Consider the following 16,194-nt stretch of genomic DNA (forward strand, 5'->3'; position numbering starts at 1 on the left):
CAACGCAGGAGTACTCGGACGGCCTCCCCCAGGTAATGAGTGGGTTCCGCGACGAGTGGGCCGGGCCGCTCGCGCTGGTCGCCGTCGGCGGGTTCTGCGGGGCCGCGTTCCGACACGCCATCGCCCTCGCGACGCCGGGGATCGCCGTCCTGCAGGACCCGATCACCGGGACACTCGCCGCGAACCTCCTCGGGAGCGTCCTGCTGGGCGCGGTCGTCTACGACGCGGGCGCCCGGGAGGTGTTGACCACGCGTGCCAGACTGCTCGTCGGGACGGGTTTCCTCTCGTCGCTGACGACCTACAGCACCTTCGCCGTCCAGACAAGCGGGCTCGGTCCCGAACTCGCCGCCCTGAACGTCGCCGCGAACTACGGGCTCGGCTTCGCCGCGGTCGTCTGCGGGCAGCTCCTCGCGGGGTGGCTGTCGTGAATCCGTTGCTCCTGGTGGGTGTCGGCGGCGCGGTCGGTGCGCTGGCCCGGTACACCCTGTCCCGGACGCTCGAACGCGACCTGCTTGATACGTTCGCGGTGAACGTCCTCGGGAGCGTCCTGCTGGGCCTGCTCGTCACTGCCCCGGTCGGTGAGCCGGTCACGGTGGCGGCCGGGACCGGCTTCTGTGGCGCGTTCACCACGTTCTCCTCGTTCGCGGTCGAGACGGTCCAGTTAGCGGAGAACGACGAACTCGGCGCGGCGGCGGGTTACGCCGGCGGGATGCTCGGGGCCGCCCTGGTCGGGGTTCTGGTCGGTAGTGCAGTCGGGGCCGCGCTGTAGCGCGCAGGGCTCAAGACGCCGGCGGACCTGCACCCGGTATGGACCCTGCCGAGCTCCGTCGGTCGATCCCGGCACTGGAGGAGTGTACCTACTTCAACACCGGCGCGAGCGGCCCGAGCCCGCGCCACGTCGTCGAGGCGGCGACCGATTTCATAGAACGCCACGAGTTCGAGGGCCACGGCCCACAGGACCCCTACGAGATGGGCTTTGGCGCGATCGATGCCGCCCGCGAGGTGGCCGCCGACTTCCTCGGTGCCGGGACCGACGACCTCGCGCTCACCCGTAGCACCGCCGACGGGATCAGTCTCGTCGCCGGCGCGATCGACTTCCAGCCGGGCGACGTGGTCGTACGGACCGATCTCGAACACCCCGCTGGGACACTCCCCTGGGACCGGCTGGCCGACACGCACGACATCGAGGTTCGGGTCGTCCCGACCGAGCGGGGACGACTCGACACGGCGGCGCTGAAAGACGCCGTCGCGGACGCGCGGCTGGTCGTCCTGAGTTCGCTCACCTGGACTCACGGCACCCGACTCCCGGTCGCCGAGGTCACCGACATCGCCCACGACGCGGGGGCACAGGTGCTCGTCGACGCCGTCCAGTCGGTCGGGCACCACCCGGTCGACGTGACCGAGTGGGGCGCGGACTTCGTGGCCTGTGCCGGCCACAAGTGGCTACTGGGGGTGTGGGGCGCCGGCATGCTGTACGTCCATCCGGATGGCCACGACCGACTGCGACAGACCCGGATCGGCTACCGGAGCGTCGAGGACCCCGGCGCCAGCGAGTACACGTACCACGCCGGCGGCCGGCGCTTCGAGGTCGGGACGACCACGCCGGCGCCCTACGTCGCGCTGGCCGAGGCGATCGAGACGATCGAGGAGATCGGGCTCGATACCGTGCAATCCCGGGGTGAGCGGCTGACCGACCGGCTGAAAGCGGGGCTCGGCGACCGACTGCTGAGTCCCGAGGAGTACGAGTCCGGGCTGGTCACCTTCGCCGTCGAGGACCCCGAGGCGACGGTCGAACGGCTCGGCGAGGCCGGCGTCGTCGTCCGGTCGCTCCCCCACCCGGAGGGCGCCGTCCGGGCGTCGGTCCACGCGTTCAACACCGCCGAGGACGTGGACCGACTGCTCGACGCGCTGTAGCCCCCACGCTCATTGTCCTCGCCGTCGACGGTGCTGCCATGACTCCCCGGCCGGTCGTCACCTGCTTCCTCCGAGCGGACGGCGAGGTGCTCCTGTTGCGCCGCAGCGACGCCGTCGGCTCGTACGCCGGCCGGTGGGGCGGCGTGGCCGGACACGTCGCAGCTGACGGCGAAGACCCGACAGCACCGGACCGGGACCCGGAGGCCGCGGCACGGGCGGAGATCGCCGAGGAGACCGGGCTGGAGCGTGCGGTCACGCTGGTCCGACAGGGCGAGCCGTTTCCGGTCGAGGACGACTCGGACCAGTGGCTCGTCTACCCGTTCCTCTTCGACTGTGACTCCCGTGGGGTTCGGACGAACGCGGAGACGGTCGAGACGGCCTGGGTCCAGCCCCCGGAGATCCTCCGCCGGGAGACGGTCCCGCGGCTCTGGCTGTCCTACGACCGGGTCCGCCCGCGCGTGGCGACGGTCCGCGAGGACCGGACCCACGGCTCCTCGTGGCTGTCGATGCGCGCGCTGGAGGTTCTCCGGGACGAGGCGGCGGTCGTCGCCGAGGGACACCGGGCGGACGGCACGCGGCCCGAACGGACCGGCGACGACTGGGACGGGCTGGCGGCCCTGGCGCGGTCGCTGCGGGACGCCCGGCCATCGATGGCCGTCCTGGCCAACCGGATCGACCGGACGATGCTGGCCGCGAGCGACGAGCGGTCGCCACGGGCCGTCGAGACCGCCGCCAGCCGCGCGGTCGAACAGGCCTGTGCCGTCGACCGCGAGGCCGCCCAGGTCGCCGCCGAGACCCTGCCCGAACGGATCGCGACGCTCTCGCGGTCTGGAACCGTCAGCGCCGCGATCCACGAGGCCGCGCCCGAGGCGGTCCTGGTCGCCGAATCACGCCCGGGCCGGGAAGGCGTGGCCGTGGCCGAGTCGCTGGCGGCGGCGACGGACGTGACGCTGACGACCGACGCCGCCCTGGCGTTCGAACTCGTCGACTGGGACGCCGAAGCCGTGGTCGTCGGCGCCGACCGAATCCTGCCCGACGGTCGGGTGGTCAACAAGGTCGGGACGCGGGCGGCGGCACTGTCGGCCGCGGCCGCGGACTGTGCGGTGTTCGTCGCCGCCGCGAGCGACAAGATCGCTCCCGACGACGGCTACGACCTCGAACCGCGAGAGCGGACAGAACTGTACGACGGCACGGCCGACGTGGCCGTCGCGAACCCGACCTTCGACGTGACGCCGGCCGACGCGGTGACGGCGGTGCTGACCGAACAGGGCCGGCTTGACGGCGAGGAGGTCCGCGCCGTCGCCGCCGCCCACCGGGAGTGGACCACCTGGGATCGGTCCTGAGGCGCGGGCGGTGGTCAGTCGTACCGCGCGACCGCCCGGACCGGCGAGCCGTCGCCATCGAACGTGGCGTGGTCGGTGATCGAGACGGACGGGTCGCCGGGGTAGGTCGGCATCCCCGACCGGATCGGCTGGGTGAGGTCGGCGTCGGGCACACCTCAGGTGGACCCGCTGGCGACAGACGGCTTGCGCTCACTGCTCGTCCAGGGCGACCGGGATACCGGCGGCGGCCACGTCGGCGGCGAAGGCCCGCGAGTCCGCGGCCAGCGTCGAGAAGGTGTTGTAGTGGACCGGCACCACCAGATCGGGGTCGATCGTCGCCGCGAGCCGTGCGGCCTCGTGGCGGTCCATCGTGAACCGCTGGCCGATCGGGGGACAGAACAGCGAGGTCTCGACGGTCCGGTGGCCGGGCAGAACATCGGTGTCGCCCGGCCAGAAACAGTGGGTCCCCTCGACCACGGCGAGGAAGCCACAGCCGAACCCCTCGGGGTGGTAGGGCGTCCCGTTCGGCCGGGTGTGTGGCCCGTCGGGTTCGTTGTACGCCGGCGTCGTCCAGATATCGGTGCCGTCGACGCTGAGCCGGTCGGTGGCGCCGACCTGCCGGACTTCGTAGGGCAGATCCGACAGGGGGCGGAGGTCCCGTTCCCGGTCGCGCCCGCCGATTCCCTCGAAGGCAACGACCGTGGCGTCGGGCGCTGCGACCCGTTCGATCGCGTCGGGGTCGTAGTGGTGGACGTGGCTGACACAGACGATGTCGCCGTCGCGGGCGTCGTAGTCCCGCGCCGGCGGGTGGCCGACGCCGCCCTCGAAGGGCTCCCACTCTCCGGTCAGGACGCCGTAGCGGCCCGGGTCCACGTAGACGACAGTGTCGGCGCCGGCGAGTCGGATCGTCGCGTAGCCGAGCCACTCGACGGTGAGCCCGTCGTGTCTGACCGTCATCGGCTCTCACTACGCGAGCCGAGACATAAAGCCGCTACGAGCCACGCGATCAGTCGCTGGCGTCCGCCGGATCGGCCGCCGGGGCGAGCGAACCCGTCCGGACCGCCCGTCGGAGGCCGAGTTCGGCGACGTTGCCGCCGTGTTCGGCGGTCCGTTCGAGGCTGTCGACGACGTGTGTGAGTCGGTAGTCGCTCTCGGGGGCCTCGAACAGCCGTCGATCGAGGTCGGTCGCGTCGGCCCGGACGCGGTCGCGCGCGCTCAGCGCCTGGCGGGCGGTGTCCGCACCGGCGTCGTCGATGACGACGCGGATCCCGTCTTCGACCGTCCGCTGTGCCGTGGCGGCGATCGCTTCCAGTTCGTCGGCGAGATCGCCGGTGACGGGCGACTCCAGCCGGGCGGCGACGCGGGCGATCCGTTCGGCGTGGTCGGCGACCCGTTCGAGCTCGCGGGCGGTCGCCCACAGCTGGAACAGTTCGGGTCGGGTGAGTCCCAGCGCGTCGACCTCGTCGAGCTTCGAGAGGCCGCGCTCGAAGTGGCGCTCGATCATCGCGTACAGCCGGTCGGCCTGGTCGTCGCGGTCGGCCGGCTGCTCGACCGTCTTCTCGCCGGTCAGCGCCGCGGCGGCGTCCCGGTGCATCGACAGCGCGACGAACTGGAGCTGGCGGACCGACTGACTGATCGAGACCTCCGCGGCGTCTAACATCGTCCGGACGGTCACCTCGGTCGGGGACTCCTCGGCGACGGCGACGCCTGTCAGGTTCCGAGCCACCCGGTCGACGACGCGGCGCTGGTCGTCCGAGAACCCCTGTGGTGCCGTCAGCCGGATCTCCTCGGCGCCGGCGGCGTAGGCCGCTCGCAGCGTCTGTTCGACCGCGTCCGCGCCGTCGGAGGGGACCTGGATCTCTACGGGGCCGGTCGCGCCGTGGTCGCAGTCGTCGGCCTGGATGACGAGCAGACCGTCGATGTGCGTGTGGAGGTCCACGACGGTACCGGCGGAGACCTCGGCCTGCTGGGCCCACTCCTTGGGCAGGGACACGGTGTACGTTCCGCCACCGACCTGCTGGATCTTGCGTGTCTCCATCTCAATAGATGAGTTCCGTGCTCGTTTCGACCATGTACAGTGTCCGTGCGGCGATGTTGACCGCGTGGTCGGCGATTCGTTCGAGATCGCGGATCGTCAACAGGACCCGTGAGACATCGTCGAGCACCTGCTCGACCGACCAGAGTCCGTCGTCGGTGGCCTCCCGCTCGATGAGGTCCCGGACGACCGTCTCGCTGGCGTGCTGACAGAGCGCGTCGATCTCGTCGTCGTCGGCCGCGATCGCGCGACAGGCGTCGGCGTCGTCGGTCCGATAGGCCGCGAGCGCCCGCTCGACGAGCCTAGTCGCGTCGGTTCCGATGTCGTCGATGGCGACCTCGGGGACGACCTCGGCAGTGGCTGCGAGCCCGTAGTTGGCGAGGTTCGTCGCCAGATCACCGATCCGTTCGAGGTCCGTCAGAACCTTGAACGAGGTCGCCACGAACCGGAGGTCGCTGGCGACCGGCTGCTGGAGGGCAAAGAGGTCGATACAGTTTCCTTCGAGCGCGAGATACCGCTCGTTGATCTCGCTGTCGCCGTCGATGACCGCCCGGGCCAGTTCATCGTCGCCGGTCCGCAAACTCTCCAGTGCCCGCTCCAGGCGCTCGACGACGAGGTCGCCCATCGCGACCACGTCCGCTCGCAGCGCCGCCAGCCGTTCCCGGTAGGACTCCCTCGACACGGGCGCTCACCCGAACTTACCGGTGATGTAGTCCTCGACGCGCTGGCTCTCGGGGTTCTCGAAGATCTTGTCGGTGTCGTCGTACTCGACGAGTTCGCCGCCGGTGAGGAAGACGGCCGTCTGATCGGAGATGCGGGCCGCCTGCTGCATGTTGTGGGTGACGATGACGACCGTGTACTCCTTCGAGAGCTCCTCGACGAGGTCCTCGATCTTGGAGGTCGCGATGGGGTCCAGCGCGGAGGCGGGCTCGTCCATCAGGATCACGTCGGGGTCGACGGCCAGACAGCGAGCGATACAGAGCCGCTGTTGCTGGCCGCCAGAGAGACCCAGGGCGTTGTCGTCCAATCGGTCCGAGACCTCCTCCCACAGCGCCGCCTGGCGCAGGGACCGCTCGACGAGTTCGGCCTCCTCGTCGGTGTCGTCCCGGCCGAACAGCCGCGCGAGCAGCCCCTTGTTGATGTCACCGTGCTTGCGCGGGCCGTAGGAGATGTTCTCCCGGATCGACTTCGGGAAGGGGTTTGGCGACTGGAACACCATCCCGATCCGCTTGCGCAGTTCGACGAGGTTGGCGTTGGGGTCGTAGATCTCGGTCCCCTCCAGCTCGACCGACCCCTGGACGCGGGCGGCCTTGATCCGGTCGTTCATCCGGTTGAGACACCGCAGATACGTCGACTTCCCACAGCCGGAGGGACCGATCAGCGCCGTGACGCTGTTCTCGGGGATCTCCATCGAGACATCCTTCAGCGCGTGGTCGCTGCCGTACCAGACGTTGAGGTCCTCGACCGAGAGCTTCGCGCGGCCCGCGAAGTCGTAGTCGGTCCACTCGGGCCGGGTCCGTTCCTCGCTCTCGCCGGCGGTCGTCGTGGTGGCTGTCTCGGGGTCGGTACTCTGGGTGTCGTTGACTGTGTTACTCATAGTTCAGCTTCCTCCGGAAGTAGGTTCGTGCGGTGATTCCGACGGCGTAGAAGGTGAGAACGACCATCAGCAGGATGAACGCGGTCGCCCACCCCATCGAGGGGGAGCCGCTGACGCCGGCGGCGATCACTGCCCACACCTGGGTCGGCAGCGATGCCGACGCCGACATCAGCGCGTCGTTGACGACGAAGGGCGGCCGGGCGACAAAGCGGAAGCCGTCGATCACCGAGACGGCCTCCGTCGAGTTCAGCGTCGAGCCAAGCACCAGGATCAGCGGGGCCGTCTCGCCCGCGATGCGGCCGACGCCGAGGATGACGCCGGTGATGACGCCGGGCATCGCTGCCGGGAGGACCACACTACGGATCGTCTCCCAGCGGGTGACACCCAGCGCCGCGCTGGCGTCGCGGTACTGGTCCGGGACGGCCTTGATCGCCTCTCGCGAGGTGATCAACACCAGCGGGAGGAGCATGAACCCGAGGACGAGCATCCCGGCCAGCAGTGACTCGTCACCGCCCAGCCGGGGGATGAGGAACGCGGCCCCGAACAGCCCGAAGACGATACTGGGCGTGCTCCAGAGGGCGTTCGTGGCGATCTCGACCAGCGCGGTGAACTTCCCCTGTTCGGCGTACTCGGTGAGGAAGACGGCGGCACCGACGCCCAGCGGGACCGCGAACAACGTCGCGCCGACGACGAGCCAGACGGTGCCGACCACCGCCGGGAAGATGCCGCCGGGTTCGGCACCTAGCGGGATGTACGGCTGCATCGCCATCGGGAACGACAGCGATCCACCGTTGGCGACCGAGACGCCCAGGACGGTGAACGGGATCCCGGTCGCGGCGACGTGGAGGCCCAGCAGGGCGGCGTAGCCGGCCGCCGCGGTCAGGCCGAGCCGCGTCTCGTCGGCGAGCAGTCGCCGCTGGATCGACTCGTCGGCCGCCCGGCGGGCGACGGTCGTCAGCACAGCGACGCCCAGCGAGGCGACCACGCCCAGCAGTGCGATCACGGGAACGAGGTTCGCCGGGCCGACACTCGGGGCGACCGTCGCCGCCGGCTGGAGGAAGACGACCGCCGTCAGCAGGCCGAGCCCGCCGAACACGCCGACGGTGAACATCGGCGCGTTGTCGATCGCTCGGTCGGCGAGCGCGCCCTCGCCGGTCAGGCTGCCCGCGAGCGGCAACACCGCGAGTCCGCCAGACGCGAGCGCGCCGACGAACACGAGTGCCAGTCCGAGCGTCCCACCGATCGGGATGCCAAGCGGTGACTCGCCGACGATCGCCAGCAGGCCAGTCAGGCCCACGGTCACCGCGACCGCCAGGGGGACCGTCTGCCTGACCCGCTCGACCGCCTCGATCGTCGTCCCGACGTTCCGGAGGTTCCCGTACTGCCGGAAGAAGTAGACGAACAGGAGCAGCGCCGGCGCGACGAGCAGGAGTGCGCCCACGACCGGTTCCGGCGTCACCGAGACGGCCGTCTCGAGGGCCTGTTCCTGCCTGTTGACCAGCACAGTGTAGGTAAACGGCAGCGACAGCGCGCGCCCGGTTACCGCGACCGACGCGAGGACGGCCACGAGCGAGCCGACGCCCGCCAGCGGGAGGAGCCGGAAGAACTGCCGGGCACCGGTGTGCCAGTCGCTCGTCCCCGCGGGCTGGCGGGCGACGGCGACGGCGAGGACGAGCAGGGGCGTGATCGCGACCAGCGCCGCGAGCGCTCCGATCGTGAAGCCGTGGAAGGCGTAGGCCACGCCCTTGAGCGTCACGAAGACGACGATGGTGATCATCACCGCGACCATCAGGAAGGCGTTGAGGTTGATGACGAGGAAGGCACCGAACTCCCGACCCCGGGCACCGAAGCCCGCCCGGGCCTTCGCGGCCGCCCAGGCCGTGAGGATCGACGCGGCGAGGACGAACACCGGGATGACCGCGCCGCCCGTGAACCCGCCCGAGAGCGACTCGGGGTTCCACTGCCAGCCGACGCCGATGGCCGCCGTCGCGATGGTGACCCCCAGCGTCCCGACGACGATGGCCGTCGGGACCGTCGATCCGATGTCCTCCCGCGGGAGGACGGTGAGCGCGAACAGGAGCGCCCCGACCGCGACGGCGGCGACGAGCCACGTGAGCGAGCCGAACCCGAGCAGCGTCCCGCCAAGCACCGCGCCGATCGCCAGGCCGATCGTGCCGAACGCGCCGCCGGCGAGCAGGCCGGCGGTCATGTTCGGCTCGGTGTCGACGACGGCCATCCGCGAGGCGAGTCCGGCGACCGTGATGCCGACCGCTTCCAGGACGAGCAGTCCGCCCAACAGCGTCGCGAGCGTCACCGGGAGCGCGTACGCGGCGACGGTCATCCCGAGCGTGCTGACGACCAGTCCCAGTGCGATTCCACGGACCCGCCGTGAGGTGACGGGGACGACGTTCGTCCAGGCGGCGAGCCCGGTGAGGCCGACGCCGCCGACGACGACGGCCAGCAACAGGCCGAAGAACTCGCCCAGACCCGCGCCGCTGGCGTCCAGAGGGACGAGATCGATCAGGGTGATCATCGCGACCGCGAACGCCACCACGCTGGTGGCGATGACGACATCCAGGCCGCGGTCGTAGTAGTTCGACTCCGCGCTGACCAGTCGGTTCTGGGCTGCGTAGGCGTCGCTCATTGTTGCCCCTTGAGCTTCTCCTGCATCCGGCGCTCGATGTACTGTGAGACGATGCTCATGCCGGCGACGATGACGAACAGCATGACGCCGGCGACGAACAGCACGTCGACCGTACTCTCCGAGGCGCTGCCGTAGTTGACGGCGATCAGGCTCGTCAGCGTCGCGCTGGCGTCGAAGACATCGAACAGCGGGTCGGCCAGCCCGACACCGGCGGCCATGATCGCGGCCACGGCCATCGTCTCGCCGATCGCCCGACCGAGTCCGAGGATCACGCCGGCCGAGATGCCCGAGAACGCGGCCGGGATCGAGATGGACTTCATCGTCTGCCACTTGGTGGCGCCCATCGCGATCGAGCCGTCACCCATCGAGTCGGGCACCGACGAGAGGGCGTCCTCGCCGACGGAGACGACCGTCGGCAGGGCCATCACGCCGACGACCACGCCCGCGATGAGGAAGCTCGCGCCGTCGTCGAGGAACGAGGTCTGGATGAAGCTGTTGAGCACCTGGAAGCCGATGAAGCCGTAGACGATCGACGGGATGCCAGCCAGCACCTCGACGCCGGGCTTGATGACCTCGCGCAGACCGTCGCTGGCGACTTCGGCGATAAAGAGCGCGCCAAAGAGGCCAAGCGGCCCCGCGATCGCGCCCGCGATGAGGGTGACGACGACGGTTCCCCAGATCGCCGGGATCAGCGAGTAGGCGCCGCTGAGTGGGTTCCAGAACGTCTCGCTGGCCGGCAGCACCCGCTGCAGCCCGAAGAACCACCGGATCTCCCCGTTCTGGATCGGGACCAACAGTAGTCCCAGTCCGTGTTCGAGGAACGCCGGCATCGCCGTCGCGAACAGGAAGAGGGTGATGAACGTCACCGTCAACACCGTCAACACCGTCGCGATCAGCGTCAGCATCCGTGCGATTTCCGCCTGATACGTCACCCAACCGACGGCTGTCACGATGACAAACGCCATCAGCATCGGGAGCGCGATCGCCGGCCTGAACAGGAACACGAGGATGGTCGCGACCAGCGTCGCGGCCGAGGCCCCGACCGCCAGCAGCGACCCCTCCGCCGCGTCCCCACCCAGGAGTAGTTCGCGCGCGTCGACCTGTGCTTCGTCTAACATTGTGGTTGTATGAAAAATATCGTGGACGTGTCGTATCTTGCCAGTGTATCTCCGGAAATACCGATCCGCGGTCGAACGCGGGGGAGGACCCGATCAGACCGGGGTCTGCTCGGGGAGCTTCGCTTTCCCTTCTTCCTGACGCCGCGCGCCGAGGGTGAAGTAGTTGTTCGGGGCGACGAAGATGTCCTGCCCGAAGTCGTGGAGGATCATGTTGATGAACGAGGCCTCCTTCATCGAGGTGCCTTCCCACGTGTACATGTGCAGGTCACGCGAGAGCGGGTACGCCGTCGAGTCGAGGCCGTTCTCGTCGTCCTGGTAGGCGTAGGTCGTCCCTTCCCATTCGAGGGCGATGGGGGAGAGCCCGTCCGTGTTGATGAACGCCAGCGCGAGGTAGCTGATCGCGTTGTCCGCCTGAGCGATCGCCTGGGCGAGGCGCTGGTTCTGGCCGAAGCGGTTGGCGACCGTGGTGTCTTCCTCGGGGTTGCCGAAGACGTTCGAGACGAAGGAGGTCCGGGTCCCGGAGCCTTTGACACGGCCCAGCACCTGGATCTCGCGGTCCGGCCCGCCGAGTTCGCTCCAGTTGCTGATACGGCCCTTGTAGAGGTCCTTGAGCTGGTCACCGGTGATCTGCTCGACGCCGGCGTCGGCGATCTCCTGGGAGACGACCAGCGGCTGGCCGTCGACTGCGACGACGTGGTCGACGAACTGCTCGTAGGAGTCACGGTCCGGCAGTTCGTCTTCGACGTTCCCCGAGGAGTTACCGATGTCGTGCTGGCCGTTCATGACCTTCTCGACGCCGGTCCCGGAGTGGGACAGTCCCGCGGTGACGTTGAACGGCGGGTCGCCGTCCTCGCCCGGCTCGAAGCCGTACAGGCCCGCCCAGTAGTCGGCGAGGGCCTTGTCCGTCTCGATACCGTAGTCCGCGTACGGCCAGTACTCGGAGTCGCTGGCCGGCCGGTTTGCGTTCCAGTAGGAGGCACCGGTGTTCGCGACGGGGTAGACCGTCGAGGAGCCACCGGATTCGAGCGCCGAGACGGCGCCGCCCGAGCCACTCTCGGTTTCCTCTTCCATCTCCTCGGTCGCCGTCTCCGTCGGCGTGTCCTCGGAGCTCTCGCCGTCGGAGCTCTCGCCGTCGGAGCCAGAGCCGCCGTCACTGGAACTGGAACCGCTCGAACAACCGGCCACTGCAGCGATACCGGTTGCACCTGTCGTTGCGATAAACGTCCGCCGCGAAACCCGGTCTGAGTCGTGCGCCATCACCAGAGACAGGGGGAAGGACTATTAAACTCGTTTATAATAGGGGTACTTTCGAGTATGAGAGCACAGTTCTCCTATACCCGTCTCGCACCTGGATATACTACTATATACTACACCCGAACAGTATGTGTAAAATAGTGTCACACTCCGTCGGGCAGTCACTTACTCCGCGTCAGGTCGACCGCTCTCCGGTGGCCGGCGGCGAGAACATCGACGGCGCGCCACGCGCCCGGTCGGTCCTGGCTCCTTTCGCTGCTACCGACGCCCCCCGTCGGGTGGACGTGCTCACCGCTGTCCGTAACTCTCTCGGCAAAAAGAACTGTGAAAGGTGAGTAGAAATTCGAACGTAACGGGTTAATGAAATTTTTATTTATATATTCGTGCGTCCAGATTATTCTCCAAGGCTATCGGATATAAAACTGGAATTTGAGGAGAGAAAGATCCGATTTTCTGTCTCAATACTGGCTATACACCCATAGTAGTACCCTTGAAGTCGATAAATCTCGATATTCCGTCCTCATCCGGCGGACGCGACGGTCCACCTCGCCACGGACCCACTCCGTTCCAGACATCGGACGTGCGGGCGCAATCTATCCCACTGTTCCGCAACCCCCGCTCGTCTGTAACAACGGTACACTCGTTATTTCGGGGCGCGGACACGCAAGCGGATACAGCGCCGATCACCGGCCGAAAACCGAAGTCGTATAAGATAAAATATTAATACGGTCACTACACGCCGAATCGAGACGTTCTGCTGTGAATATGTTTTCAGCGGTTCGGATTTCCATTGTGCGACAGCAGCGATAGAGAGCTGCTTTCTGTCCGGATTCAGTGACCCGCCGTACTGACGGTTTTCGGATGAGTCTGCGAGAAGTAACACTTTCGGTATCTGTCTGTTGTCTTATTACCGGTGTGCGAGCGGGCGGTAGACATTCATACCCTGGGTTCCAGAGGGGGGACATGGACCGCGACACGCTGAAACGAGCGCTGGAGAACGCCGACCTCACGAACTACGAGGCGGAGGCGTACCTGACGCTTGTCGACTACGGACGACTCCCGGCAGTCGATGTCGCCAAGAAGTCCGACATCCCGACATCACAGGTGTACGACACGCTCCGGTCACTGGAGTCGAAGGGGTTCGTCGAGACTATCGACCACGACCGGCTGCACGCCGAACCGTCGGACCCGGTCGACATCCTCACACACCTCCGGGAGCGGGGCGAACTGTTCACGAACGCCGCCGAGGAGCTGGAGGACCGCTGGGAACAGCCGGATCTCAGTGACCACCGGGTCGGCGTCGTCAAGCACGCCGACACGGTGCTCGAACACACCCGCAACCAGATCCGGGAGGCCGAAATCGGGATCGAGGTGGCGCTGACGGCCGACCAGTTCGAGTCGCTCCGGGCCGAACTCACACGGGCCGCGGAGCGGGGCGTCGTCGTCCACGCCGCCGTCTACTACGAACCCGACCTGGCCGATCGGAGCGAGGACTGGGACCTCGCTGCGTCCGGCATCGAGATCCACGTCGTGAAGATCCCGGGACCGTTCCTGGCGGTGCTCGACCGGACGCAGACGTTCTTCGCGCCCAACTCCCGGGCGAAAGAGGACTACGGCATCCTCATCAACGACAGCATCCTCTCGTTTATCAACCACTGGTACTTCCAGACCTGCCTCTGGTACTCCTGGGACCCGCTGACGGCGGGCCAGCAGACACCGAAGATCTACATCAGTCTCAAGGAGTTCATCAGGGACATCGCGCCGCTGTACGCCGACGGTGCGACGGTCACCGTCACCGTCTCGGGGATCGACACGGAGACACGCGAGGCACGGGAACTCACTGGAACGGTCACGGACATCTACTACCCGAACGTCTTCGTCAACGACTCGCCGTCGCTCGAACGACTCTCGACGTACTCGATCGTCTGGGTCGATACGGGTGTGGACGAACTCTCGGTGGGAGGCTGGGGAGCAGTGTTCGAGGACTTCGAGGCACAGACGATCACGCTCGACGCGATCTCGTTCGAGAACGCCGGTCAGGCGTAGGTCGTTTCGATCGTCAACTCGACGGACTGATCGCCGACGTGGACGGTGTAGGTTCCGGGTACGGTCTCTCGATTCCCGTCGGCGTCCACCCGGCCGAGTTCGCTGGCATCGAGTTCGATCTCGACGGTCGTCGCCTCCGCCGCGGCGAGTTCGACGCGCTCGAACCCGCGGAGCTCCCGGACCGGTGTCACGCGGTCGCTGGCGTGGTCGGTGACGTACACCTGGACGACCTCGGTCCCCGCGCGGTCGCTGACGTTCTCGACGGGGACCCGAACCGTCGTCGGCTCGTGTGGCCCGATCGTCGACGCCGACAGCGCGACATCGCCGACCGCGAAGTCGGCGTAACTGAGTCCGTGGCCGAACTCGAACAGCGGGTCGTACGAGGAGGGGTGTTCGTCCGCCCCGATCGGCGTGGGGTGGGGGAAGTGGTTGAACCGCGACTGGAGGTGTCCAGTCGACCGTGGGATCGTGATTGGGAGTCGACCGCTGGGGTCGTTCTTGCCGAACAGCGTCTCGGCGACGGCCCGACCGCCCATCGTTCCGGGGTAGTACGCCATGAGGAGGGCGGGCACGTGCTCGGCCAGCCAGTCGACGACCAGCGGGCGGCCCGTGACGAGCACGCCGACGACGGGCGTCCCCGTCTCGTGGATCGCTTCGACGAGTTCCCGCTGGGCGTCCGGGAGCGAGAGGGTGTGCCGGTTTGGGAACTCCTCGGGCTCGGTCCCGGTGTCGGCGGTCGGTCCGAACTCGTGGAGGTACCACGGTTCGCCGACGGCGACGACCGCCACGTCCACGGCTTTTGCGGCCTCGACAGCCGCGTCGATGTCGAGCGTGTCGTTGATCGTCGCCCCCTGTTCGTAGACGACACGCCCGGCGGAGGCGGCGTCGATCCCGTCCCGGATCGTCACCACGTCGGTCCCCTCGGGGTCGGGGACGCTCCACCCGCCGAGCTGGTGGACTACGTCGTCGGCGTTCGGCCCGGCGACGAGAACGTCGGTGTCGTCCGCCAGCGGGAGGAGGTCGTCGTTTTGCAGGAGCGTCATCGAGTCCCGTGCCGCGTCCAGCGACGCCTCGCGGTGGGCCTCGGCACCGACGATATCCCGTGCTTCGCTCGGGTCGACGAAGGCGTCCTCGAAGAGTCCCAGGCGGAACTTCTGTTCGAGGACGCGCTCGACGCTGTCGTCGACGACGGCTTCGGCAACCTCGCCGTCCTCGACCAGCGAGACGAGGTGTTCGGCGTGGTCGACGGCGTCGACCGAAGCGATGTCGAGGCCGGCCTCGCGGGTCTGGCGGACCGACTCGCAGTGATCCGCAGTGATGTGGTGGTCCGCGTCGAGCATCCTCACGCCGCCCCAGTCGGAGACGACGGTGCCGTCGAAGCCCAGCGTCCCGCGGAGCAGGTCCGTCAGGTAACGCTGCGAGCCGTGTGCCGGCTCCCCGTCGATCGCGTTGTAGGACGGCATCACCGACTCGACGCCCTCGTCCAGCACGTCGAGGAACGACGGCAGGAAGACGTTCCGGAGCAGATAGTCGGAGACCTCGACGGGTGCGGCGTCCTCGCCGCGTTCGGGCTGGCTGTAGGCCGGGAAGTGTTTCGCCGTCGCGACGACCGACGACCGATCCTCGATCCCGTCGCCCTGGTAGCCACGGACCTTCGCCGCCGCCAGTTTCCCACAGAGGTAGGGGCTCTCGCCGAAGGTCTCGAACGTCCGTCCCCACCGCGGGTCGCGGGCCACGTCACAGGTCGGCGAGTAGTTCTGGTGGGCGCCGCTCCGGCGGACCTCGGTCGCGGTGATGCTCGCGGCCCGTTCGATCGCCTCGACATCCCACGTCGCCGCGGCCCCCAGCCCGTTGGGGAAGGCCGTCCCCTCGGCGACGTAGGCGTGTCCGTGGACCGCGTCGACGTTGAACAACAGCGGGATGCCCAGGCGGGTCTCCGAGAGCGCGACCTCCTGTAAGCGGTTGACCGTCTCGACGATGTCGTCGAGTCGCTTGTCGACCGCACCGCCCCAGCCGAACGACGCGACGGCTCCGACGGCGTGGTCCCTGATCTCGTCGGCAACGTCGTCGGCGTCTTTGAACCCGTCGAGGTGGCCCGCCCACGTCCCCACGAGCTGACCGACCTTCTCTTCGAGCGTCATCCGTTCGAGCAGGTCGGCGACACGCTTCGGTGTCGAGACGGTCGCGTCCCTATACAGTGGTTGCTCGCCTGTTGACTGCATAGTGAGAACGATTCTACCACGCCCATTTATATTTTTGGATGG

General features: G+C 68.1%; 14 protein-coding genes. 5 read left to right on the forward strand and 9 right to left on the reverse strand.

Annotated elements, in window-relative coordinates:
- Window positions 1–35: 35 nt before the first annotated feature.
- Genes P1L40_RS11145 through P1L40_RS11160 form a run of 4 tightly spaced genes read left to right on the forward strand, consistent with a single transcriptional unit; the run spans window position 36 to window position 3,257 of the window.
- Entirely contained in the window at window positions 36–428 is a 393-nt protein-coding gene (locus P1L40_RS11145; RefSeq protein WP_284007029.1) for a fluoride efflux transporter FluC, read from the forward strand.
- The gene (locus P1L40_RS11150; protein WP_284007030.1) at window positions 425–769 is read left to right on the forward strand and encodes a fluoride efflux transporter FluC; all 345 of its coding nucleotides are present in this window, start codon (window positions 425–427) and stop codon (window positions 767–769) included. Before P1L40_RS11145 ends, P1L40_RS11150 begins: the two co-directional genes overlap by 4 nt.
- A gap of 38 nt (window positions 770–807) precedes the next feature.
- On the forward strand, window positions 808–1,914 hold the full coding sequence (locus tag P1L40_RS11155) for an aminotransferase class V-fold PLP-dependent enzyme (RefSeq protein WP_284007032.1): 1,107 nt from the start codon (window positions 808–810) through the stop codon (window positions 1,912–1,914).
- 38 nt (window positions 1,915–1,952) lie between these two features.
- On the forward strand, window positions 1,953–3,257 hold the full coding sequence (locus P1L40_RS11160) for an eIF2B alpha/beta/delta subunit family protein (protein WP_284007034.1): 1,305 nt from the start codon (window positions 1,953–1,955) through the stop codon (window positions 3,255–3,257).
- A gap of 14 nt (window positions 3,258–3,271) precedes the next feature.
- On the opposite strand, the gene P1L40_RS11165 is transcribed toward P1L40_RS11160, so the two are convergent.
- The 8 genes from P1L40_RS11165 to P1L40_RS11200 form a co-directional block, all read right to left on the reverse strand.
- Window positions 3,272–3,409: a hypothetical protein gene (locus P1L40_RS11165; RefSeq protein ID WP_284007035.1), complete on the reverse strand. Its 138-nt coding sequence runs from the start codon at window positions 3,407–3,409 to the stop codon at window positions 3,272–3,274.
- Between the two features lie 37 nt (window positions 3,410–3,446).
- Window positions 3,447–4,193 (reverse strand): MBL fold metallo-hydrolase, encoded by a 747-nt coding sequence (locus P1L40_RS11170; protein ID WP_284007036.1) that lies wholly within the window; start codon window positions 4,191–4,193, stop codon window positions 3,447–3,449.
- Window positions 4,194–4,242: 49 nt separating this feature from the next.
- Window positions 4,243–5,274, reverse strand: coding sequence for a PhoU domain-containing protein (locus tag P1L40_RS11175; RefSeq protein WP_284007037.1), 1,032 nt, complete (start codon window positions 5,272–5,274; stop codon window positions 4,243–4,245).
- Window position 5,275: 1 nt separating this feature from the next.
- On the reverse strand, window positions 5,276–5,953 hold the full coding sequence (phoU, locus tag P1L40_RS11180) for a phosphate signaling complex protein PhoU (protein WP_284007038.1): 678 nt from the start codon (window positions 5,951–5,953) through the stop codon (window positions 5,276–5,278).
- Between the two features lie 6 nt (window positions 5,954–5,959).
- Entirely contained in the window at window positions 5,960–6,868 is a 909-nt protein-coding gene (pstB, locus tag P1L40_RS11185; protein ID WP_284007039.1) for a phosphate ABC transporter ATP-binding protein PstB, read from the reverse strand.
- Window positions 6,861–9,512 carry a phosphate ABC transporter permease PstA gene (pstA, locus tag P1L40_RS11190; RefSeq protein ID WP_284007041.1) on the reverse strand — a complete coding sequence of 884 codons (2,652 nt, stop codon included), beginning with the start codon at window positions 9,510–9,512 and terminating at the stop codon, window positions 6,861–6,863. Before pstA ends, pstB begins: the two co-directional genes overlap by 8 nt.
- Window positions 9,509–10,630, reverse strand: coding sequence for a phosphate ABC transporter permease subunit PstC (pstC, locus tag P1L40_RS11195; RefSeq protein WP_284007042.1), 1,122 nt, complete (start codon window positions 10,628–10,630; stop codon window positions 9,509–9,511). Before pstC ends, pstA begins: the two co-directional genes overlap by 4 nt.
- Window positions 10,631–10,723: 93 nt before the next feature.
- Complete coding sequence (locus P1L40_RS11200) at window positions 10,724–11,887, reverse strand: substrate-binding domain-containing protein (RefSeq protein ID WP_284007044.1); 1,164 nt, start codon at window positions 11,885–11,887, stop codon at window positions 10,724–10,726.
- A gap of 960 nt (window positions 11,888–12,847) precedes the next feature.
- Between P1L40_RS11200 and P1L40_RS11205 the strand changes: the two genes are divergently transcribed.
- Window positions 12,848–13,930, forward strand: a complete 1,083-nt coding sequence (locus tag P1L40_RS11205) for a TrmB family transcriptional regulator (RefSeq protein WP_284007046.1) — start codon at window positions 12,848–12,850, stop codon at window positions 13,928–13,930.
- Here P1L40_RS11205 and P1L40_RS11210 read toward each other — a convergent pair.
- Window positions 13,921–16,152, reverse strand: a complete 2,232-nt coding sequence (locus P1L40_RS11210; protein ID WP_284007047.1) for a glycoside hydrolase family 3 N-terminal domain-containing protein — start codon at window positions 16,150–16,152, stop codon at window positions 13,921–13,923. The genes P1L40_RS11205 and P1L40_RS11210 overlap by 10 nt on opposite strands.
- Between the last annotated feature and the right edge of the window lie 42 nt (window positions 16,153–16,194).

Origin of the sequence: Haloarcula pelagica (genome assembly GCF_030127105.1) — an archaeon.
GTDB lineage: Archaea > Halobacteriota > Halobacteria > Halobacteriales > Haloarculaceae > Haloarcula > Haloarcula pelagica.